Origin of the sequence: Microbacterium meiriae (assembly GCF_040686935.1) — a bacterium.
GTDB classification, from domain to species: Bacteria; Actinomycetota; Actinomycetes; order Actinomycetales; family Microbacteriaceae; genus Microbacterium; species Microbacterium meiriae.
In genome coordinates this window covers 84,212-100,348 of the sequence record NZ_JBFBMF010000003.1, presented here as the reverse complement: position 1 = coordinate 100,348, position 16,137 = coordinate 84,212, and the positions used below count along the sequence as shown (strand labels likewise).

The window sequence follows — 16,137 nt, the reverse complement described above, 5'->3', positions numbered from 1 at the left end:
CGCGTACCCGCCGACACCCCCTTCACGAAGGAGCCCGTTGATGTCCGCACCCGGCCTGTTCTCCGACACCGCCCTGTCGACCCCGCGCCTGCGCACCGAGGTGCCAGGGCCGCAGAGCCGGGCGCTGCACGAGCGCCGGCAACGGGTCGTCCCCCGCGGCGTCGGCAGCGTGCTCCCCGTCTACATCGAGCACGCCGACGGCCCCTGGGTCACCGACGTCGACGGCAACCGCTTCCTCGACCTCGGCAGCGGGATCGGCGTGACGACCATCGGCCACACCAACCTCGCAGCCGTCACCGCCGCGGCGGAGCAGCTCGACCGGGTCACGCACACGCTCTTCACCGTCACCCCCTACGAGGGCTACGTGCGCCTCGCCGAACTGCTCGCGGAAAAGGTCCCCGGCACCCACGAGACGCGCACGGCCTTCGCGAACTCCGGCGCCGAAGCCGTCGAGAACGCGGTCAAGATCGCCCGGAGGCACACGGGACGGCGCGCCGTCGCCGCCCTGGACCACGCCTTCCACGGGCGCACCAACCTCGCACTCGCGATGAACCACAAGGCGGCGCCGTACGGCACCGGGTTCGGTCCGTTCGCGCCCGATGTCCACCGCGTCCCCAACTCGTACCCCTACCGCGACGGCCTCGACGGCGAGGAAGCCGCCGCGCGCACGATCGCCCATCTCGAACAGCGGATCGGCGTCCACGATCTCGCGGCCGTCATCGCCGAGCCCATCCAGGGCGAGGGCGGCTTCGTCGTCCCGGCCGAGGGCTACCTCCCTGCCCTGCAGGAGTGGTGCACGGAGAACGGCGTGGTGTTCATCGCCGATGAGATCCAGACGGGCCTCGGGCGCACCGGGACGTGGTTCGCGAGCACGCACTTCGACCTCGTGCCGGACCTCGTGCTCACGGCGAAGGGCATCGCCGGCGGGCTGCCCCTGGCCGGGGTGACCGGCCGCGCCGAGATCATGGACGCGCCCGATTCTGGCGGCCTCGGCGGCACATTCGGCGGCAACCCGGTCTCGATCGCCGCCGCCCTCGCAGTGTTCGACGAGCTCGAGCACGGGACCTTCTTCGCCGACGCCCGTCGGATCGGCGCCCACCTGTCCGCCCGACTGGAGGGTCTGCGCACTCGCCACGCGGCCATCGGCGACGTGCGCGGGATCGGCGCCATGCAGGCCTTCGAGCTGAGCACCCCCGGGACGACGCGACCGCTGGCCGGGGCCGCCTCCATGATCGCGGAGTTCGCCGCCCAGCGCGGCATCCTGTTGCTCACCGCCGGCAGCGACGGCAACGTGATCCGCTTCCTCCCCACTCTGACCACGACCGACGAACAGCTCGACGTCGCCGTGGACGTGATCGACGAGGCCCTCAGCGCGCTCCGCTGAGCACGCGGAGGCACAGCGCCTCCCCGCTCCACCGCACGCGGGCGAGGTCGTGCACGACCAGGTCGGGGTCGGCCGCCCCGGAGCCTGCGCCCACCCCGACCACGAGGCCCGCACCCGCCGCTCGCGCGGCGCTGATCCCCGGCGACGAGTCCTCGAAGACCACGCACTCCCCCGGGTCTCGCCCGAGGAGCCGTGCGGCACGGACGTACGGGTCGGGCGCGGGCTTGCCTCTGTTCACGTCTTCGGCGGCGACCAGCACCGCCGGCGCCGGGATACCCGCTCCGCCCATCCGTGCGGTCGCGACAGCTCGGTTGCTGCTCGTCGCGACCGCCCACAGCTTCGGGGGCAGCGCAGCGAGCAGGGCAGCGGCCCCGGGGATCCCGGTCGTCGCCGGGGCGACGGCGAGCTCCCGGGCGAGGAGGTCGGCCGTCGCCTCGGCCGCCCGTTCCGGCCCCACGATCGCCGCGACCACCTCACTCGGCCGCATGCCATGAGGCGCGTCCCGCAGGAAGTCGAATCCCGGGGCGTGCCGGAGCGCCCAGGCGTCCCACGCGATCGCCGCCGAGGGGACGGAATCCACCAGCACGCCGTCGCAGTCGAATAGGACCCCCGCGGCGCGCACGATCACCTCGGCACCTCGAATCTCGTGTGCTATTTTTGGCATAGGTCAAACCTATCCGAGGAGAGTGCATGTCCGCGTCCCGCACGCCCCGGACGGCGATCGCCGTCCGCCACGTCCCCTTCGAAGACCTCGGGATCCTCGCCCCGCTGCTGGCGGCGCGCGGCTACGAGACCACCCTGCTCGACGCCGGCATCGACACGATCGACCCGGACGCCGTCGCTGGCACGGACCTGCTCCTCGTCCTCGGCGGACCGATCGGCGTGTACGACGAGGATCGGTATCCCTTCCTGCACTCCTCGAAGGCGGCTCTCGCGACCCGGCTCGCCACGGGCGGCGCCACGCTTGGCGTCTGTCTCGGCGCCCAGCTCCTGGCCGAGGCTCTGGGCGCAGAGGTACGCCCGACCGGGGCCGTCGAGATCGGCTACGGCCCGCTCGCACTCACCCCCGAGGGCCGGGAGTCCGTCCTCGCCCCTCTCGACGGCGAGCCCGTGCTGCACTGGCACGGCGACGAGTTCGCGATCCCCGCCGGGGCGCACTCCCTGGCGCACACGCCCGGTTTCCCCCATCAGGCCTTCGCCGTCGCGCGCACGCTCGGACTCCAGTTCCACCTGGAAGCCGACCACCGCGCCATCGAGCGCTGGCTCATCGGTCACGCGCACGAGCTCCATCACAACGGCATCGACCCGCGGACGATCCGGGAGCAGGCGCAGCGGCACGGCCCGCGGCTCGAGGCCCTCGCCATCCGTGTGCTGAGCGACTGGCTCGACGAGGTCGAGGCGTAGCAGGCAGGCAGGGGAAGAGGCCGGACCCCCAGCGAATCCGGCCTCTGCTCCCCTCGACCTCAGGCGGCGCGACGCAGCGGCACCGTCGGGAAGTCGATCGGCACGTCGAGCGCGATGTTCACGTAGTTCGTGAAGAGGTTCAGCGCGACCTGGCCGATGGTCTCGACGATCTGCTCGTCGTTCCAGCCGTGCGCGCGGAGAGCGTCGACGTCGGCCGAGGTCACCTGACCCCGCTCCTCGACGAGCTTGAGCGCGAAGGCCAGCAGAGCGGCCGTACGGGGGTCGTCGGAGTTGCCGGCCTGGGCCTCGGCGAGCGCCTCGGTCGTGAGGCCCGCCTTCTTGCCGAGCGCGGTGTGCGCCGCGAGGCAGTAGCCGCAGGAGTTGCGGTTCGCGACCGCGACCGCGATCTGCTCACCGAGGGCCGCGCCGAGCGTGCCCCCACCGTAGGCGCCGAAAGCGCTCCACATGCTGGTGAGCGCGGCGGGCGAGTTCGCGACCGCGCGGAACATGGCGGGGACGGCGCCGAAGGCGGAGCCGATCTGCTCGAGCTGCTCCTTGACGGGGCCGGTGGCGGTCTCACGGTCGACGAGAGGGACGTTGGGCATGGGTTGCTCCTTTGTGTTTCGGGACGGGCCGGATTCGGCTTCCCGCTCAGTCTTGCGCGCCGCGCAGTACGATACGCATCATTTGGTCTTGCGTTCGTGACATATCGTCCAGAAGAATGGAAGCATGCCACCGCTCGACCGCCTCACCCCGCTGCTCGACCGCTTCCGGGTGCGCAGCCGCCTGTTCCACACCGGACCCCTGTGCGGGACCACGGTCTTCGCCGCGAGTGCGGGCCACGGCTTCCTCCACGTGCTGCGTCGCGGCGAGATGGAGGTGACGCACCAGCGCCCGGACGGCGGCATCGAGCGCGAGACGATCACCCGCCCGAGCCTGCTGTTCTTCCCCCGCCCCGTCGACCACACCTTCCTCAACGCCCCGACCGATGAATCCGACTTCGCCTGCGCGACGATCGACTTCGACGGCGGAGCCACGCACCCGCTCGTCCGCACCCTCCCCCCGGTGATCGTCCTGCCGCTCGACGAGGTGTCCACCCTCGCCCCCGCGCTGGACCTCCTGTTCGCCGAGGTCGACAACGTGCGCTGCGGTCGTCCGCTGCTGGCAGACCGGATGTTCGAGGTCGTGCTCATCCAGCTCCTGCGCTGGATGCTCGACCACTCCGGCGATCTCACCCTCCCGCCGGGGCTGCTGCCCGGCCTTGCGGACGAACGCCTCGCACCCGCCCTCGTGGCGATGCATGAGGCCCCCGGCGAGCCATGGACGCTCGACACTCTCGCGCGGACCGCCGCGATGTCGCGCAGCGCCTTCGCGGCGCGCTTCAAGGAGGTCGTGGGCCGAGCGCCGGGCGACTACCTCACCGAGTGGCGTCTCACGATCGCCCAGGAACAGCTCCGTGCGGGGATGTCCGTGACCGCTGTGGCCGCCGACCTCGGCTATGCGAGCGCCTCCGCCTTCTCCCGCGCGTTCGCCCAGCGGCTCGGTCGCTCTCCGCGGGCCTGGCTCGGCCTCGCCGCCTGAGCTCAGCCGCCGGCTGACATCACGGCAGCGACCCCGGTCACGATCCGGTCGAGGTCGCCGGCCGTGAGCGAAGGGTGCACGGGGAGGGAGAGCACCTCCTGCGCTGCCCGTTCGGTCTCCGGAAGCTCGTCGGCCGGCGCGAAGCGCGCCAGCGAGGGCAGCCGGTGGTTCGGGATCGGGTAGTAGACGCCGGAGCCCACCCCGTGTTCGTCGCGGAGTGCGTCGCGCACCCGGTCGCGCTCCCCCGCGGCGACCCGCACCGTGTACTGGTGGTAGACGTGCTCGGCGCCCTCCGCGACCGCAGGCACGGTGAGCCCGTCGATGCCGGCGAGCGCGGCGTCGAGGAATGCGGCGTTCTCCTGGCGCTGGCGGGTCCAGGCGGCGACCCGCCCGAGCTGCACCCGACCGACCGCGGCGTGCACCTCGCTCATCCGGTTGTTGTAGCCGACGAGCTCGTTCGCGTACTGGGTCTCCATACCCTGGTTGCGCAGCAGTCGGACCCGGCGCGCGACCTGCTCATCGACGCACGAGACCATGCCGCCCTCGATCGCCGTCATGTTCTTCGTCGGGTAGAGGCTGAACATGCCGAACCTGCCGATGGTCCCGGCCGGCCGGCCTCGCCAGGCGGCGCCGTGGGCCTGCGCGGCGTCCTCGTAGATGTCCAGGCCATGGTCCCTGGCGACCTCCTCGATGTCGTCCACGAGGAACGGGTGCCCGTACAGGTGCACCGGCATGATGCCTTTCGTGCGGGCGGTGACGGCGGCACGGACCCGCGCCGGATCCAGCGTGAAGTGCCTCGGCTCGATGTCGACGAACACCGGCGTCGCGCCGGCCAGGACCACGGAGTTCGCCACCGCCGCGAAGGTGAAGGACGGCACGATCACCTCGTCGCCCGGGCCGACACCGGAGGCGAGCAGGCCCAGGAGCTGGCCGCTCGTCCCCGAGTTCACCGCGACGGTGGTGCGGCCCTCCACGAACTGCGTCGCGAACTCGCGCTCGAACGCCGCCACCTCGGGGCCCTGGGCGAGCATGCCGCTGCGGAGCACGCGTTCGACGGCTGCCACCTCGTCGTCGCCGATGAGCGGCGCGGCGGCCGGGATGAAGTCCTTCTGCATGGGTATGTCCTTCGTCGGGAACGGCTCGGCGCGAGCCGGATCGGAGGTGGAGGCAGGAATCGAACCTGCGTGCACGGTCTTGCGGACCGCGACCTGGCCACTCGGTCACTCCACCGGGTCAGATGTCCTCACGCGCCCGGCGGCGAGTACCCCTGCAGGAAGCGACCGAAGCGCTGCACCGCATCGATCAGCGTGTCGGTCCCGGGCAGGAAGGCGAGGCGCACGTGATCGGTGTCGGCGCCGTTGAAGGCGCGGCCGTGCACCAGCAGGATGTGCTCCGCGTCGAGGAAGTCGAGCACCAGACGCTCGTCGTCACGGATGCCGAACACCTCAGGGTCGAGGCGCGGGAAGAGGTAGAGCCCGCCACCTGCCTCCTGCACGTCGACGCCGGGGATCGCTCGGAGCGCGGCCGTGGCGGCGTCGCGCTGCATTGTCAGCCGCCCCTCGGCCGAGACGAGCGCGTCGAGCGATGCGTCGTGCTCCAGGGCCGCCGTGATCGCGTGCTGTGCCGGCACGGACGCGCACATCCGCATCGAGGCGAGCAGCCGCAGACCGGAGAGGAAGGGGTCATCGGCAGCGAACCCGGTCGTCAGCGCCCAGGCCGCCCTGTAGCCGGCGACGCGGTGGGTCTTCGACAGGCCGGCGAAGGTGACGCAGGGCACGTCGGGGGCGACCTGCGCCGTGGAGACGTGCGTGAATCCGGGGTACACGACACGGTCGTAGATCTCGTCCGACAGCAGCAGCAGACCATGGCGACGGGCGAGCTCCGCCACGCCCTCCAGGGTCTCCCGCGGGTAGACCGCGCCGGTGGGGTTGTTCGGGTTGATGATGACGATGGCCACGGTCCGTGGGCCGATCGCCGCCGCCATGGCCTCGAGATCCGGGAGCCACCCGGCCTCCTCCGCGCAGCGGTAGTGCACGGGCACACCCCCGGCGAGGACAGTCGATGCGGTCCACAGCGGATAGTCGGGACTCGGGATGAGGACCTCGTCGCCCGGCTCCAGCAGCGCCTGCAACGTGAGACCCACCAGCTCGGACACGCCGTTGCCGACGGTCACCGCCTCGATCCCGAGGGACGGGAACCCGGCCCGGCGCGAGTAGTGCACGCGGATCGCCTCCCTCGTCTCCGGAAGGCCCGGTGATTCCGAGTACCCATGGGCGTGCGGAAGCGCCTCGCGCAGGGCCTCCACGATGACCGGCGGCGCCTCGAAACCGAACGGGGCCGGGTTGCCGATGTTCAGGCGGAGGATCTGCTCGCCGCGGGCCTCCAACTCGGCCGCACGCTCGGCCACCGGACCCCGCAGGTCGTAGAGCACGCCGTCGAGGCGCGATGATCGGCCGATCCGGAACGGGGTCCTGGCCGTCATTCGTCCCCCTCGGCCCCGGCCGGACCGGAAGCGGCGGCGATGTCGTCGGCCAGTCGTCGCAGGTCGGCGTCGTCGAGGTCGTGCACCGTCAGACGCAGATGGTGGCCGCCGGTCGAACCGTCCTCCAGCGCGAACTCGGACCCCGGTCGAACGAGCCATCCGCGGTGCGCGAGCCGCTCGGCGACGACCGCGGCCTCCGCGCGGACATCGACCCACGCGTTCAGACCGCTCTCCGCGGTGACGTCCGATCCACGGGCGGAGACGAGCGCGGCGAAGGACCTGTTGCGCGCGGCGTATCGGGCCCCCGCCTCCGCGATGAGCCGGTGCACGTCTTCGTCACGGAGCATGGTCGCGGCGAGCTGCTGCATGACGTGGCTCACCCACATCGTGCCGGGGCTGAGCCGGAGGGCGAGGCGCTCGGCGGTGACGGGGTCGGACGCGGTGAGGGCCAGCCGCATGTCGGGTCCGAGGAACTTGGACACCGACCGCACGAGAGCCCACCGTTCGTGGGCCGGTCCGATGACGGTGGCGTACGGAGCCGGGGCGAGCAGCGAGAAGTGGTCGTCCTCGATCACCAGGACGTGGGGGTGCGGAGCGAGCACCTCGCGCAGCTCCGCGGCACGCGCGGGACTGATGCTGACCCCGGTGGGGTTGTGCGCGCGGGGCGTGCAGACGATCGCGCGCACACCGCTCTCCAGAGCGTCACGCATGCCCTCCACGGTCATGCCCTCGTCGTCGACGGGTATCGCGACGGGCGTGTACCCCGCCAGACGCGCGGTCTGGATGCTCGAGAGGAAGCACGGATCCTCGAGACCCACCCGGTCGCCGTGCACGAGCGTCTGAGCGAGCAGCCGCTCCACCGCGTCGACCGCCCCGGCGGTGACCGAAAGACGGAAGGGGCGAGGCTGGTCCTCCGCGATCCATCGGGTCGCCCACTCGGCGAGACCGGCATCGATCACCGACTCGCCGTACAGGACGGGGCTCGGGTGCACGGATGCGAGAGCGACGGCGAGGTCGGGAAGGAGGGCCGCCTGAGGGTTGCCGTTGGCGATGTCGCGGAGCGCAGTTCCGGGCGTGAAGCCCTCGTCCGGCGTGGCGGCGGGTCCGAGCACGGTCGTCCCTGTGCGCCCGCCGGTGGTCGCGATACGGGCGGTGACGAGTGCGCGGTAGGCGGCGAGCACGGTGTTGCGATTGACGCCGAGCCGCTCGGCCAGCGTGCGGACCGGCGGCAAGCGGTCCCCGGCGACGAGCGTCCCCCGTTCGACGAGGTCGCGCACGCTCTCCGAGATCTCCGCGGCGGTGACGCCGCTGATCCCGTCGGTCTCGTCGTCTCTGCTCTCCGCCGCTGCCATGACTCGACGGTAGGGGAGATTTTGACCTATGTCAAAATCTCCCCGGGGATCAGGGGCGGTCGTCGACCTCCACGCCGTCCTCGATCTCCTCCGGCTCCAGGTCGGTCACGTCGACCTCGGGCGCGTCGCCCTCCCCGTTGTTCGCGGTCGGGGGCTCGCCGTGGAATCCGGTCGTCTCGTCCTGTCGCGGATCGGTCATGATGCCTCCTCGGTTGATGGGACTCCATGATCGGTCCGCCGCGCTGCCGGAGCGAGCACCTTGACAACGCCGCCTCCGGTGGCCCGGCTCCCGATGCACGCAGGCGGAGCCCAGGTACACCGGTTACCGTTCAGGAGCGGTCGGTCCCCACGGATCTCCTCCCGCATCCCGCACGATCACCGCGATCCCCCGACAGAGGACACGATGACCCCCGGCACTCTCCCCCTCGCCGCTTCCGCCCCCGGCTACGACGGATTCATCGGCTGGGTGCTCAGCCTGATCGAGACCCTGGGCGAGGTCGGCGTCGGCCTCGCCGTTCTCATCGAGACGTTCGTCCCGCCGATCCCCTCGGAGGCGATCCTCCCCGCAGCGGGATTCCTCGCCTACGACGGGCGGATGAACGCCTGGGGCGCCTGGGCCGCGGCCACCATCGGCGGACTCGTCGGCGCATGGATCTGGTATGCGCTCGGCGCCGCCGTGGGCCGGGACCGCACGCGGCGCATCGTCGGACGCATCCCCCTCCTCGACCACGACGACTTCGACAAGGCCGAGGCGTTCTTCGCGCGCTGGGGCGGCGGCGCCGTGCTGTTCGGTCGCTGCGTGCCCCTCGTGCGCTCGTTCATCTCGATCCCGGCCGGCATCGAGCGCATGGCGCTGTGGAAGTTCACGCTGTACACGCTGGTCGGCTCGGCGGTCTGGAACGGCATCTGGATCGGCCTGGGCTTCGCCTTCGGCCCCGCCATCCGGCCGATCCTCGAGCAGTGGAGCGGCGTGATCTCCGATGTGGTCGTCGGCCTGCTGCTCCTCCTCCTGCTCATCTTCGTCGCTCTCCGCATCCGCCGCCGGATGCGCGAGGCCGCGGCACGGCGCGCAGAGGACAACAGTCAGGTCTGAGCGCCCTCCGCTCGACGACAACGGCCGCCGAGCGGAGAGCACCTCGCCGATCAGTCCCTCAAGGTGACGGTTCCGACGCCTCCGCTCACCGCGTGCGGGTGGAGATCGTCTCCACCGTCCGATCGGGTCGGCGGGTGCGGAAGAGCGCAGCGACGAGCAGCGCTCCGACGAGCGCTATCCCCCCGGCCGCGACGAACGCGGCGGAGTATCCGGAGGTGAGGGCCTCGGCGTCACCCAGGTGGCTCGCACCGAAACCTGCGGCGATCGCGGACACCGCCGCGAGGCCGATCGCAGACCCCACCTGATAGCTCGTGTTGACGATGCCCGAGGCGAGGCCGCCCTCCTCCGGCGGTGCGGACGAGATCGCCACCTGCAGGGAGGGGATGAACGCGAGGGCCTGCCCGAAAGCGACGACCAGCGACGGCCCGAGAGCATCGACCCAGTAGTTCCCCTCCGGGCGGATGAAGGCCATCCAGCCGAGCCCGGCGGCGAGCACGACCAGCCCCAGGACGATGGGCACCTTCGGCCCGAAGGCGGCGACCACGCGCGGGGCCAGCACGATCATCCCGATCATGATGAGAGCAGTCATCGGCAGCAGTGCCGCACCGGCGGGGAAGGCACTGAAACCGAGCACCTGCTGGAGGTAGAGGTTGAGGAAGAACCACATCGGGATCCACGCGGCACCGAGCAGCACCTGCGCGAGGTTCGCCGCACCGAGATTCGGCGACCGGAAGATCGACAGGCGCATGAGCGGCTCCCGCTTCACACGCTGGATGATCAGGAACAGCACGAGCAGGACGACACCGGCGCCGATCGCGGTCCAGGTCTCGGCGGCCGCCCACCCGACGACCTCGGCGCGCACGATGCCGTAGACCAGCGCGGCGAGCCCGAGGGTAACGGTAAGGGCACCGAGGACATCGACGGACCCCTTCGCGCCGAGCGTGCCGCCGGGGAGCGAACGCCACATCACCGCGAGGACGAGCACCGCGATCGGGACGTTGATGAAGAACACCCACGGCCAGGATGCGAACTCGGTGATGACGCCGCCGAGGAAAACGCCCGCGGTGCCGCCGGCCGGAGCCGCCGCTCCGTAGAACGCCATCGCCTTCGTGAGCTCGCGCGGGTTGTGTCCGAAGAGCATCATCAGCAGCGTGAGCGCGGCGGGCGCGATGAGGGCGGAACCCGCACCCTGCAACACCCGTCCGACGAGCTCGGTGGCGACATCTCCCGCGAAGCCGGCCACCAGGGAGCCGGCCGCGAGGATCACCCATCCCGTCGCGAACATGCGCCGAGGGCCGAACAGATCGGACAAGCGACCGCCGAGGAGCAGCAGGCCGCCGAGGGCGATGACATAGGCGTTGAAGACCCAGGAAAGGGTGTTCGGGGTGAACCCGAGGTCCTCCTGCATCCGCGGCAGCGCCACGCCGATGATGGACGCGTCCATGATGACCATGAACTGCGCCAGGGCGATGAGCGTCAGGCCCCACCACCGCGCGGGACTTCTCGTTGACGATGACACGTCGTTCTCCATTCCGTCGGGTAGAGACGCCAGTCGGCGTCCCTCGTTTTAATACCCTAGGGGGGTATGGTATTCCCGACAAGCTGAAGAGGTCGTTCGTGGCAGAGCCAGGTGTCAGCCGGCGGCGTCGGCCGCGACGATGTCGCCGAGCTTCCAGGACCGATCGAAGTACGGCTGCAGCGGCCCGTAGAAACGGAAGTAGCTGAACCAGTGCCGCCCCGGAATCGTCTGCACCCAGTTCGAGCGTCCCTCCGTCGGCGGCTCCGGGCCGAACCACAGATCGACGGAGCCGTCCTCGTCGTATCGGAGGTCCTCATCGCGCGACCCGCGGTCGCCGCGCTGCTGCTCGTTGTCGATGAGGCCCCGTCCGGAGAGATGATGCGCGTCGGTGCGGGGTCCTCCCGATCGCGGTACGGGTAGATCCGTACGGCGCGCACGAGGGCATCGGCGCGCTCCGGATCAGGGTCGAGCGTGCGGAAGCCGAACATGATGTTGACCCCGGAGGACTGCAGGATCCGGAACTCGGCCGTGATGTCTGCGGGGACGGTCGCCCCGGGCGCGACGATCACGTACTGGACCTGCCCGCGGAAGGGGTGCGATGTCGGCGGGCCGGGGCACGATGGAGGCATGACGGACGGCTACGACCCCGCGTTCCTCGGCATCCCGCTGCCGCTGCCCGTGCCCCCGATGCCGGTGCGCGCGCTCCCTGCGCCCCGGTTCACGGTGCTGCTCGATCCGGAACGGCGCCTCGCCGCGGTGACGGCTGTGACCATCGACGGCGCCCGCCTGCGGGACCTCCCGCGGACGGGTGAGTGGCGCCTCGACCCCCGGGTGCCCGCGGCGGAACAGGCGGGGCCCGCCGTCTACGCCCGGAACGACCTCGACCGCGGACACCTCGTCCGTCGCCGCGACCCGGGCTGGGGGGAGCTCGACGAGGCCCGCGCCGCCGCGGAAGCCACCTTCACCTACCCCAACGCGGCCCCGCAGGCGGCCGCCTTCAACCAGTCGAAGGACCTCTGGCTCGGGCTGGAGGACCACGTGCTGGCGTATGCGGAGGCGACGGCGCAGCGCCTGTCGGTGTTCACGGCCCCGGTGCTCGCGAACGCCGACCCGCCGTACCGCGGCATCCGCGTGCCCCTGCGGTACTGGAAGATCGTGGCGTGGCGCTCCGAGGACCGACTCGCGTCCGCCGCATTCATCCTCGACCAGACCGAGCTCGTGGACACGCAGGAGGGCGCCTTCGCCGTCGCGAGCCTCGGAGCCTTCCGCACGTTCCAGGTGCCCGTCGCCGAGGTGTCCGCCCTCACTGGGCTCGACCTCGGCCCGCTGCCCGACGCCGATGTGCTCCCTCGGCGCGGACTCCGCGAGACGGCATGGCGCCCGCTGCACACCGCCGACGACATCGTCCTGTGACAGCGGGCACCCCGCATCACTCGCCGGCGCGCACGCCCTCGAGCGACGGGTAGTCGATGTACCCCTCGGCAGTCGAGCCGTAGAACAGCTCGGGGCGGGGGTCGTTCAGCTCCGCCCCGGTCCGCCACCGCTCCACGAGGTCGGGGTTGGCGATGACGGGACGCCCGGCCGCGACCGCGTCGGCCCAGTCCTCCGCGACCAGTTCCTCGGCCGCGGCCCGGGTGGTCTCGACGCCGAAGCCGCTGTTGACGATCAGCGGCGCCCCTGCGGCCCGACGAATGGCCTGCACGAGCTCTCCGGCCGGCTCGGCGTGCAGCACGTCGACGAAGGCCAGACGCAGCGGCGCAAGTCCCTCGGCCAGCGCGGTGTAGGTCGCGAGCACGTCGGCCGCGTCGTCCTCGATGACGCCCTGGATGCCATGGGCCGGCGAAAGCCGGATGCCGGTCCGGTCGGCGCCCACGGCGGCGGCGACGGCCGCGGTCACCTCGATGGCGAAGCGGGCGCGGTTCTCCGGCGGGCCGCCGTACCGGTCGTCGCGGACGTTGGACACCGGGGACAGGAACTCGTGGACGAGGTAGCCGTTGGCACCGTGCACCTCGACGCCGTCGAAGCCGGCCGCGATCGCGTTGCGCGCGGCCTGGACGAACTGCTCGACGACCACGGGGATCTCGTCCAGGGTGAGGGCATGCGCGACGGGCAGATCGGCCTTGCCCTTGAGGGTCCGCGTCTGCCCGGGGGCCGCCAGAGCACTCGGCGCGACGACGCGGGGCTCGCCGGAGATGTCCGGATGGCCCACACGGCCGCCGTGCATGAGCTGCATGACGATGGTGCCGCCCTCGGCGTGCACGGCGTCGGCCACGCGGCGCCATCCCTCGATCTGCGCGGGGGTCACGATGCCCGGCTGCCCGGGATACGACTTGCCTTCGAGGACCGGCCAGACCCCCTCCGAGATGATGAGTCCCTGCCCGGCCCGCTGGCGGTAGTACTCCTCGATGATCGCGGTCGGCACGCCCTCCGCGTCCGCACGGGTGCGGGTGAGCGGCGCCATGACGACGCGGTTGGACAGGTGCAGCGAGCCGAAGTCGGCGGAGTCGTAGAGAGTCACAGTGGGGCCAAGGCGTCCGCCCGCCACTGTATTCCCGTGAATCGATGACGTATTCCGGTGCATCAACCGCCCAGATCGGCGACGAGGTTCGCGAAGTGGTCGAGGTCGGCGGCCGTCCAGCCGCGCAGGCGCTCGCCGATGCGCCCCTCATACCGGGAGCGGGCGAGAGCCACGCGCTCCTCGGCCAGCGGGGTCGCCACCAGCACCCGGGCGCGACCGTCCTCCGGATCGGGGATGCTCTCGACGAGCCCGAGCTGCTCGAGCTGACGCACCTGCCGGCTCACCGCGGACTTGTCCGTCTGCAGGCGCTCGATGAGCGCTCCCGCCGAGGTCGCCCGTCCGGCGAGGATCGAGGTCAGCACCTGGTAGCCCAGCGGCTGGAGATCCGGATGCACGGTGACCGCGGCCTCCCGCCACCCGACGCGGATGCGGGCGAACAGCCGGCCGAGCTCGTGCTCGACGCGGGCGACCGCCTGGTCGAGGTCGTCGATCGGAGCGCCGTCGGCGGGTTCGTCGGACGGGGCGCTCATATCGCCAGTGTACGGCGAAGCCCCGCGACCGGATGCGGTCGCGGGGCTGCGCTCAGACCTCGGCGAGGAGCCGGAACACCTTGGATGCGGCGTCGATCTCCGCGGGCGTGAGCTCATCGATGACAGCGCGGAGTCGGCTGCCGTACTCCCGGCGGACATCGGTGAGCGCGGTGCACGCGGCCGGTGTCGCGGTGAGCACCCGGAGCCGGCCGTCGCGCTCATCCGGCACCGAGGCGATCAGCCCGAGCTCCTCCAGCATCCGCACCTGGCGGCTGACGACGGACTTGTCCATCTCGAAGCGCTCGGCGAGCTCATGCGCGCTGGCCGAGCCCGCCCGGTCGATGAAGGTGAGCAGCTTGTACCCCGCCACCTGCAGCTCCGGGTGGACCCGGGACGCCGATTCCTTCCACAGCGACCGGGTCCGCGCGAAGATGAGGTTGAGATGCGCCTGGAGGTCGCTGAGGGCGGTATCGACGTCGGGCGTGCCGACCGCCTCGGACGCGCTCATGTCAGCGCTCCTGCTTCCGATCGTCGCGCTCGAGCACGCTCACGGACCCCGTGGTGGTCGCCGGTTCGGCCTGCCCGGTGCGGATCGTCCCGGTCGAGAGGTTCGCGCCGACCTCGGCCTCGGAGACCTCGATGACGGACTCCTCGGCCTGCTCGCGCAGCTGCTCCGCGGCGTTCTTGGTGGACAGCGGCTTGTTCTTGATGAACGCGATCGCGATGATCGCGATGACCGCCAGCGGGATGGCGAGGATGAACGCGTCCGCGATGCCGTGCCCGTAGGCGCTCTCGACGATCGTGCGGATCGTGTCGGGCAGCTCGCCCACCTTCGGCACGTCGCCGGAACCCAGGCGCTCCAGGGCGCTGATCTCGTCGGGCGTGGTCGGGACGAAGCCCTTCAGACCGTCCTTCATGAAGTCGGCGACGCTCGTGGAGAGCAGCGACCCCATGACGGTCACACCGATGGTGCCGGCGATCGTACGGAAGAAGTTGACGTTCGACGAGGCCGCGCCCAGCTGCTGCGGAGCCGTGTCGTTCTGCACGATCAGGGTCAGGTTCTGCATGACCATGCCGAGCCCGGCACCGAGGACGAACATGTAGACAGCGACGAGCGGGAACGGGGTGTCGTAGCGCAGCGTCGCCATCAGGCTCACGCCGATCGTGGCGAGGATCGAGCCGGTGACCATCCAGCTCTTCCACTTGCCGAAGCGGCTGACGAGCTGGCCGATGATGATCGACGCGCCCATCTGACCGATGATCATCGGGATGGTCATCAGGCCCGACTCGGTGGGCGTCGCGCCCCGGGCCAGCTGGAAGTACTGCGCGAGGAAGACCGAGGTCGCGAACATCGAGACGCCGATCGCGATCGAGGCGACGACCGACAGCGTGAAGGTGCGGTTGCGGAACAGCGTCATCGGGACGATCGGCTCCTTGACGAAGAACTCGACCACGATGAAGGCGGCGATCGCGACGACCGCAGTCACGATGAGCGCGATGCTCGTCCCGGAGTCCCAGTCGAACTGGTTGCCACCCATGGACACCCAGATGAGGAGCGTCGAGACGCCGACGGCGAGCAGGACGATGCCGAAGTAGTCGATCGAGACCTTCGTGCCGCGCTGCGGCTTGGGCAGGTGCAGCGTGAACTGCAGCAGCACGAGGGCGAGGATGGCGAACGGGACGCCGACGAAGAAGTTCGAGCGCCAGCCCCACACGTCGGTGAGGAGTCCGCCCAGCAGCGGCCCGCCGATCGTGCCGAGGGCCATGATGCCGCCGACGACGCCCATGTACTTGCCGCGCTCACGCGGCGAGATGATGAGGGCCACCGCGATCATGACGAGCGACATGAGACCGCCGACGCCGATGCCCTGCACGACGCGGACAGCGATGAGCATGTTCGTATCGGTCGAGAATCCGGCGATCACGGTGCCGACCGTGAAGAGGATGAGCGAGATCTGGACGAGCACCTTGCGGTCGACCAGGTCGGCGAGCTTGCCCCAGATCGGAGTGGAGACGGCGGTGGCGAGAAGGCTCGCGGTGATGACCCAGGTGTACTGCGACTGCGTGCCGCCGAGGTCGGCGATGATGACCGGCATCGAGGTCGAGACGACCGTGCCGGAGAGCACGGCGACGAACATGCCGACGATGAGGCCGGAGATCGCGGTGAAGACCTCGCGGGCCGAGCGCGTGGTCTCGGAAGAGGATGAGGTGTGTGTCACGGGGGAATGCTCCTGCATAGAAAGTTGATCGAGATCAACCATACGCCGATAGTTG

General features: G+C 70.9%; 17 protein-coding genes and 1 tRNA gene. 5 read left to right on the top strand and 13 right to left on the bottom strand.

Annotation, left to right across the window (positions count from 1 at the left end; translation table 11 throughout):
* Positions 1-40: 40 nt before the first annotated feature.
* Positions 41-1,384: a 4-aminobutyrate--2-oxoglutarate transaminase gene (gene gabT / locus AB0P08_RS10375; protein ID WP_363589815.1), complete on the top strand. Its 1,344-nt coding sequence runs from the start codon at positions 41-43 to the stop codon at positions 1,382-1,384.
* Here the strand turns inward: gabT and AB0P08_RS10370 are convergent.
* Positions 1,368-2,048, bottom strand: coding sequence for an HAD-IA family hydrolase (locus AB0P08_RS10370; protein WP_363589814.1), 681 nt, complete (start codon positions 2,046-2,048; stop codon positions 1,368-1,370). The two genes, gabT and AB0P08_RS10370, sit on opposite strands and share 17 nt — an antisense overlap.
* 26 nt (positions 2,049-2,074) lie before the next feature.
* Here AB0P08_RS10370 and AB0P08_RS10365 point away from each other — a divergent pair, with 26 nt between their 5' ends.
* Entirely contained in the window at positions 2,075-2,788 is a 714-nt protein-coding gene (locus AB0P08_RS10365; RefSeq protein ID WP_363589813.1) for a glutamine amidotransferase, read from the top strand.
* A 59-nt stretch (positions 2,789-2,847) separates the two neighbouring features.
* On the opposite strand, the gene AB0P08_RS10360 is transcribed toward AB0P08_RS10365, so the two are convergent.
* Positions 2,848-3,393 carry a carboxymuconolactone decarboxylase family protein gene (locus AB0P08_RS10360; RefSeq protein WP_187662361.1) on the bottom strand — a complete coding sequence of 182 codons (546 nt, stop codon included), beginning with the start codon at positions 3,391-3,393 and terminating at the stop codon, positions 2,848-2,850.
* A 124-nt stretch (positions 3,394-3,517) separates the two neighbouring features.
* On the opposite strand from AB0P08_RS10360, the gene AB0P08_RS10355 reads away from it, so the two are divergent.
* Complete coding sequence (locus AB0P08_RS10355) at positions 3,518-4,369, top strand: AraC family transcriptional regulator (RefSeq protein ID WP_363589812.1); 852 nt, start codon at positions 3,518-3,520, stop codon at positions 4,367-4,369.
* Between the two features lie 2 nt (positions 4,370-4,371).
* Here the strand turns inward: AB0P08_RS10355 and AB0P08_RS10350 are convergent, their stop codons facing one another.
* From AB0P08_RS10350 to AB0P08_RS10330, 5 genes are all read right to left on the bottom strand, one after another.
* Positions 4,372-5,484 (bottom strand): DegT/DnrJ/EryC1/StrS family aminotransferase, encoded by a 1,113-nt coding sequence (locus tag AB0P08_RS10350; protein ID WP_363589811.1) that lies wholly within the window; start codon positions 5,482-5,484, stop codon positions 4,372-4,374.
* Positions 5,485-5,528: 44 nt separating this feature from the next.
* Positions 5,529-5,599: transfer RNA gene (locus AB0P08_RS10345), tRNA-Cys, on the bottom strand.
* Positions 5,600-5,612: 13 nt separating this feature from the next.
* Positions 5,613-6,851: an aminotransferase class I/II-fold pyridoxal phosphate-dependent enzyme gene (locus AB0P08_RS10340; protein WP_363589810.1), complete on the bottom strand. Its 1,239-nt coding sequence runs from the start codon at positions 6,849-6,851 to the stop codon at positions 5,613-5,615.
* The gene (locus AB0P08_RS10335; protein WP_363589809.1) at positions 6,848-8,203 is read right to left on the bottom strand and encodes an aminotransferase class I/II-fold pyridoxal phosphate-dependent enzyme; all 1,356 of its coding nucleotides are present in this window, start codon (positions 8,201-8,203) and stop codon (positions 6,848-6,850) included. The genes AB0P08_RS10340 and AB0P08_RS10335 overlap by 4 nt, the downstream gene beginning before the upstream one ends.
* Positions 8,204-8,252: 49 nt before the next feature.
* Positions 8,253-8,402: a hypothetical protein gene (locus tag AB0P08_RS10330; RefSeq protein ID WP_187662366.1), complete on the bottom strand. Its 150-nt coding sequence runs from the start codon at positions 8,400-8,402 to the stop codon at positions 8,253-8,255.
* A gap of 204 nt (positions 8,403-8,606) precedes the next feature.
* On the opposite strand from AB0P08_RS10330, the gene AB0P08_RS10325 reads away from it, so the two are divergent.
* The gene (locus AB0P08_RS10325) at positions 8,607-9,296 is read left to right on the top strand and encodes a DedA family protein (RefSeq protein WP_363589808.1); all 690 of its coding nucleotides are present in this window, start codon (positions 8,607-8,609) and stop codon (positions 9,294-9,296) included.
* A gap of 85 nt (positions 9,297-9,381) precedes the next feature.
* Here AB0P08_RS10325 and AB0P08_RS10320 read toward each other — a convergent pair whose 3' ends face one another.
* Positions 9,382-10,815: an MFS transporter gene (locus tag AB0P08_RS10320; protein ID WP_363589807.1), complete on the bottom strand. Its 1,434-nt coding sequence runs from the start codon at positions 10,813-10,815 to the stop codon at positions 9,382-9,384.
* Positions 10,816-10,929: 114 nt separating this feature from the next.
* Positions 10,930-11,172, bottom strand: a complete 243-nt coding sequence (locus AB0P08_RS17050; RefSeq protein WP_522727311.1) for a DUF1214 domain-containing protein — start codon at positions 11,170-11,172, stop codon at positions 10,930-10,932.
* 270 nt (positions 11,173-11,442) lie between these two features.
* Between AB0P08_RS17050 and AB0P08_RS10310 the strand changes: the two genes are divergently transcribed.
* A complete protein-coding gene (locus AB0P08_RS10310; protein ID WP_363589806.1) occupies positions 11,443-12,228 on the top strand; it encodes a DNA/RNA non-specific endonuclease in 786 nt (261 codons plus the stop codon).
* A 16-nt stretch (positions 12,229-12,244) separates the two neighbouring features.
* Here the strand turns inward: AB0P08_RS10310 and AB0P08_RS10305 are convergent, their stop codons facing one another.
* The 4 genes from AB0P08_RS10305 to AB0P08_RS10290 form a co-directional block, all read right to left on the bottom strand.
* Positions 12,245-13,333 carry an alkene reductase gene (locus AB0P08_RS10305; RefSeq protein ID WP_363589805.1) on the bottom strand — a complete coding sequence of 363 codons (1,089 nt, stop codon included), beginning with the start codon at positions 13,331-13,333 and terminating at the stop codon, positions 12,245-12,247.
* Positions 13,334-13,395: 62 nt separating this feature from the next.
* Entirely contained in the window at positions 13,396-13,863 is a 468-nt protein-coding gene (locus AB0P08_RS10300) for a MarR family winged helix-turn-helix transcriptional regulator (RefSeq protein ID WP_187662371.1), read from the bottom strand.
* Positions 13,864-13,915: 52 nt separating this feature from the next.
* The gene (locus AB0P08_RS10295) at positions 13,916-14,371 is read right to left on the bottom strand and encodes a MarR family winged helix-turn-helix transcriptional regulator (RefSeq protein ID WP_187662372.1); all 456 of its coding nucleotides are present in this window, start codon (positions 14,369-14,371) and stop codon (positions 13,916-13,918) included.
* A 1-nt stretch (position 14,372) separates the two neighbouring features.
* Positions 14,373-16,100 (bottom strand): MDR family MFS transporter, encoded by a 1,728-nt coding sequence (locus AB0P08_RS10290; RefSeq protein ID WP_522727307.1) that lies wholly within the window; start codon positions 16,098-16,100, stop codon positions 14,373-14,375.
* Positions 16,101-16,137 lie beyond the last annotated feature (37 nt).

Excerpts from the sequence above, each read along its gene's own strand:
- AB0P08_RS10325 (WP_363589808.1), top strand. The coding sequence starts at position 8,607 with ATGACCCCCGGCACTCTCCCCCTCGCCGCTTCCGCCCCCGGCTACGAC.
- AB0P08_RS10360 (WP_187662361.1), bottom strand. The coding sequence starts at position 3,393 with ATGCCCAACGTCCCTCTCGTCGACCGTGAGACCGCCACCGGCCCCGTC.
- AB0P08_RS10340 (WP_363589810.1), bottom strand. The coding sequence starts at position 6,851 with ATGACGGCCAGGACCCCGTTCCGGATCGGCCGATCATCGCGCCTCGAC.
- AB0P08_RS10290 (WP_522727307.1), bottom strand. The coding sequence starts at position 16,100 with ATGCAGGAGCATTCCCCCGTGACACACACCTCATCCTCTTCCGAGACC.
- AB0P08_RS10330 (WP_187662366.1), bottom strand. The coding sequence starts at position 8,402 with ATGACCGATCCGCGACAGGACGAGACGACCGGATTCCACGGCGAGCCC.
- AB0P08_RS10335 (WP_363589809.1), bottom strand. The coding sequence starts at position 8,203 with ATGGCAGCGGCGGAGAGCAGAGACGACGAGACCGACGGGATCAGCGGC.
- gabT (WP_363589815.1), top strand. The coding sequence starts at position 41 with ATGTCCGCACCCGGCCTGTTCTCCGACACCGCCCTGTCGACCCCGCGC.
- AB0P08_RS10365 (WP_363589813.1), top strand. The coding sequence starts at position 2,075 with ATGTCCGCGTCCCGCACGCCCCGGACGGCGATCGCCGTCCGCCACGTC.
- AB0P08_RS10370 (WP_363589814.1), bottom strand. The coding sequence starts at position 2,048 with ATGCCAAAAATAGCACACGAGATTCGAGGTGCCGAGGTGATCGTGCGC.
- AB0P08_RS10355 (WP_363589812.1), top strand. The coding sequence starts at position 3,518 with ATGCCACCGCTCGACCGCCTCACCCCGCTGCTCGACCGCTTCCGGGTG.
- AB0P08_RS10350 (WP_363589811.1), bottom strand. The coding sequence starts at position 5,484 with ATGCAGAAGGACTTCATCCCGGCCGCCGCGCCGCTCATCGGCGACGAC.
- AB0P08_RS10310 (WP_363589806.1), top strand. The coding sequence starts at position 11,443 with ATGACGGACGGCTACGACCCCGCGTTCCTCGGCATCCCGCTGCCGCTG.
- AB0P08_RS10295 (WP_187662372.1), bottom strand. The coding sequence starts at position 14,371 with ATGAGCGCGTCCGAGGCGGTCGGCACGCCCGACGTCGATACCGCCCTC.
- AB0P08_RS10300 (WP_187662371.1), bottom strand. The coding sequence starts at position 13,863 with ATGAGCGCCCCGTCCGACGAACCCGCCGACGGCGCTCCGATCGACGAC.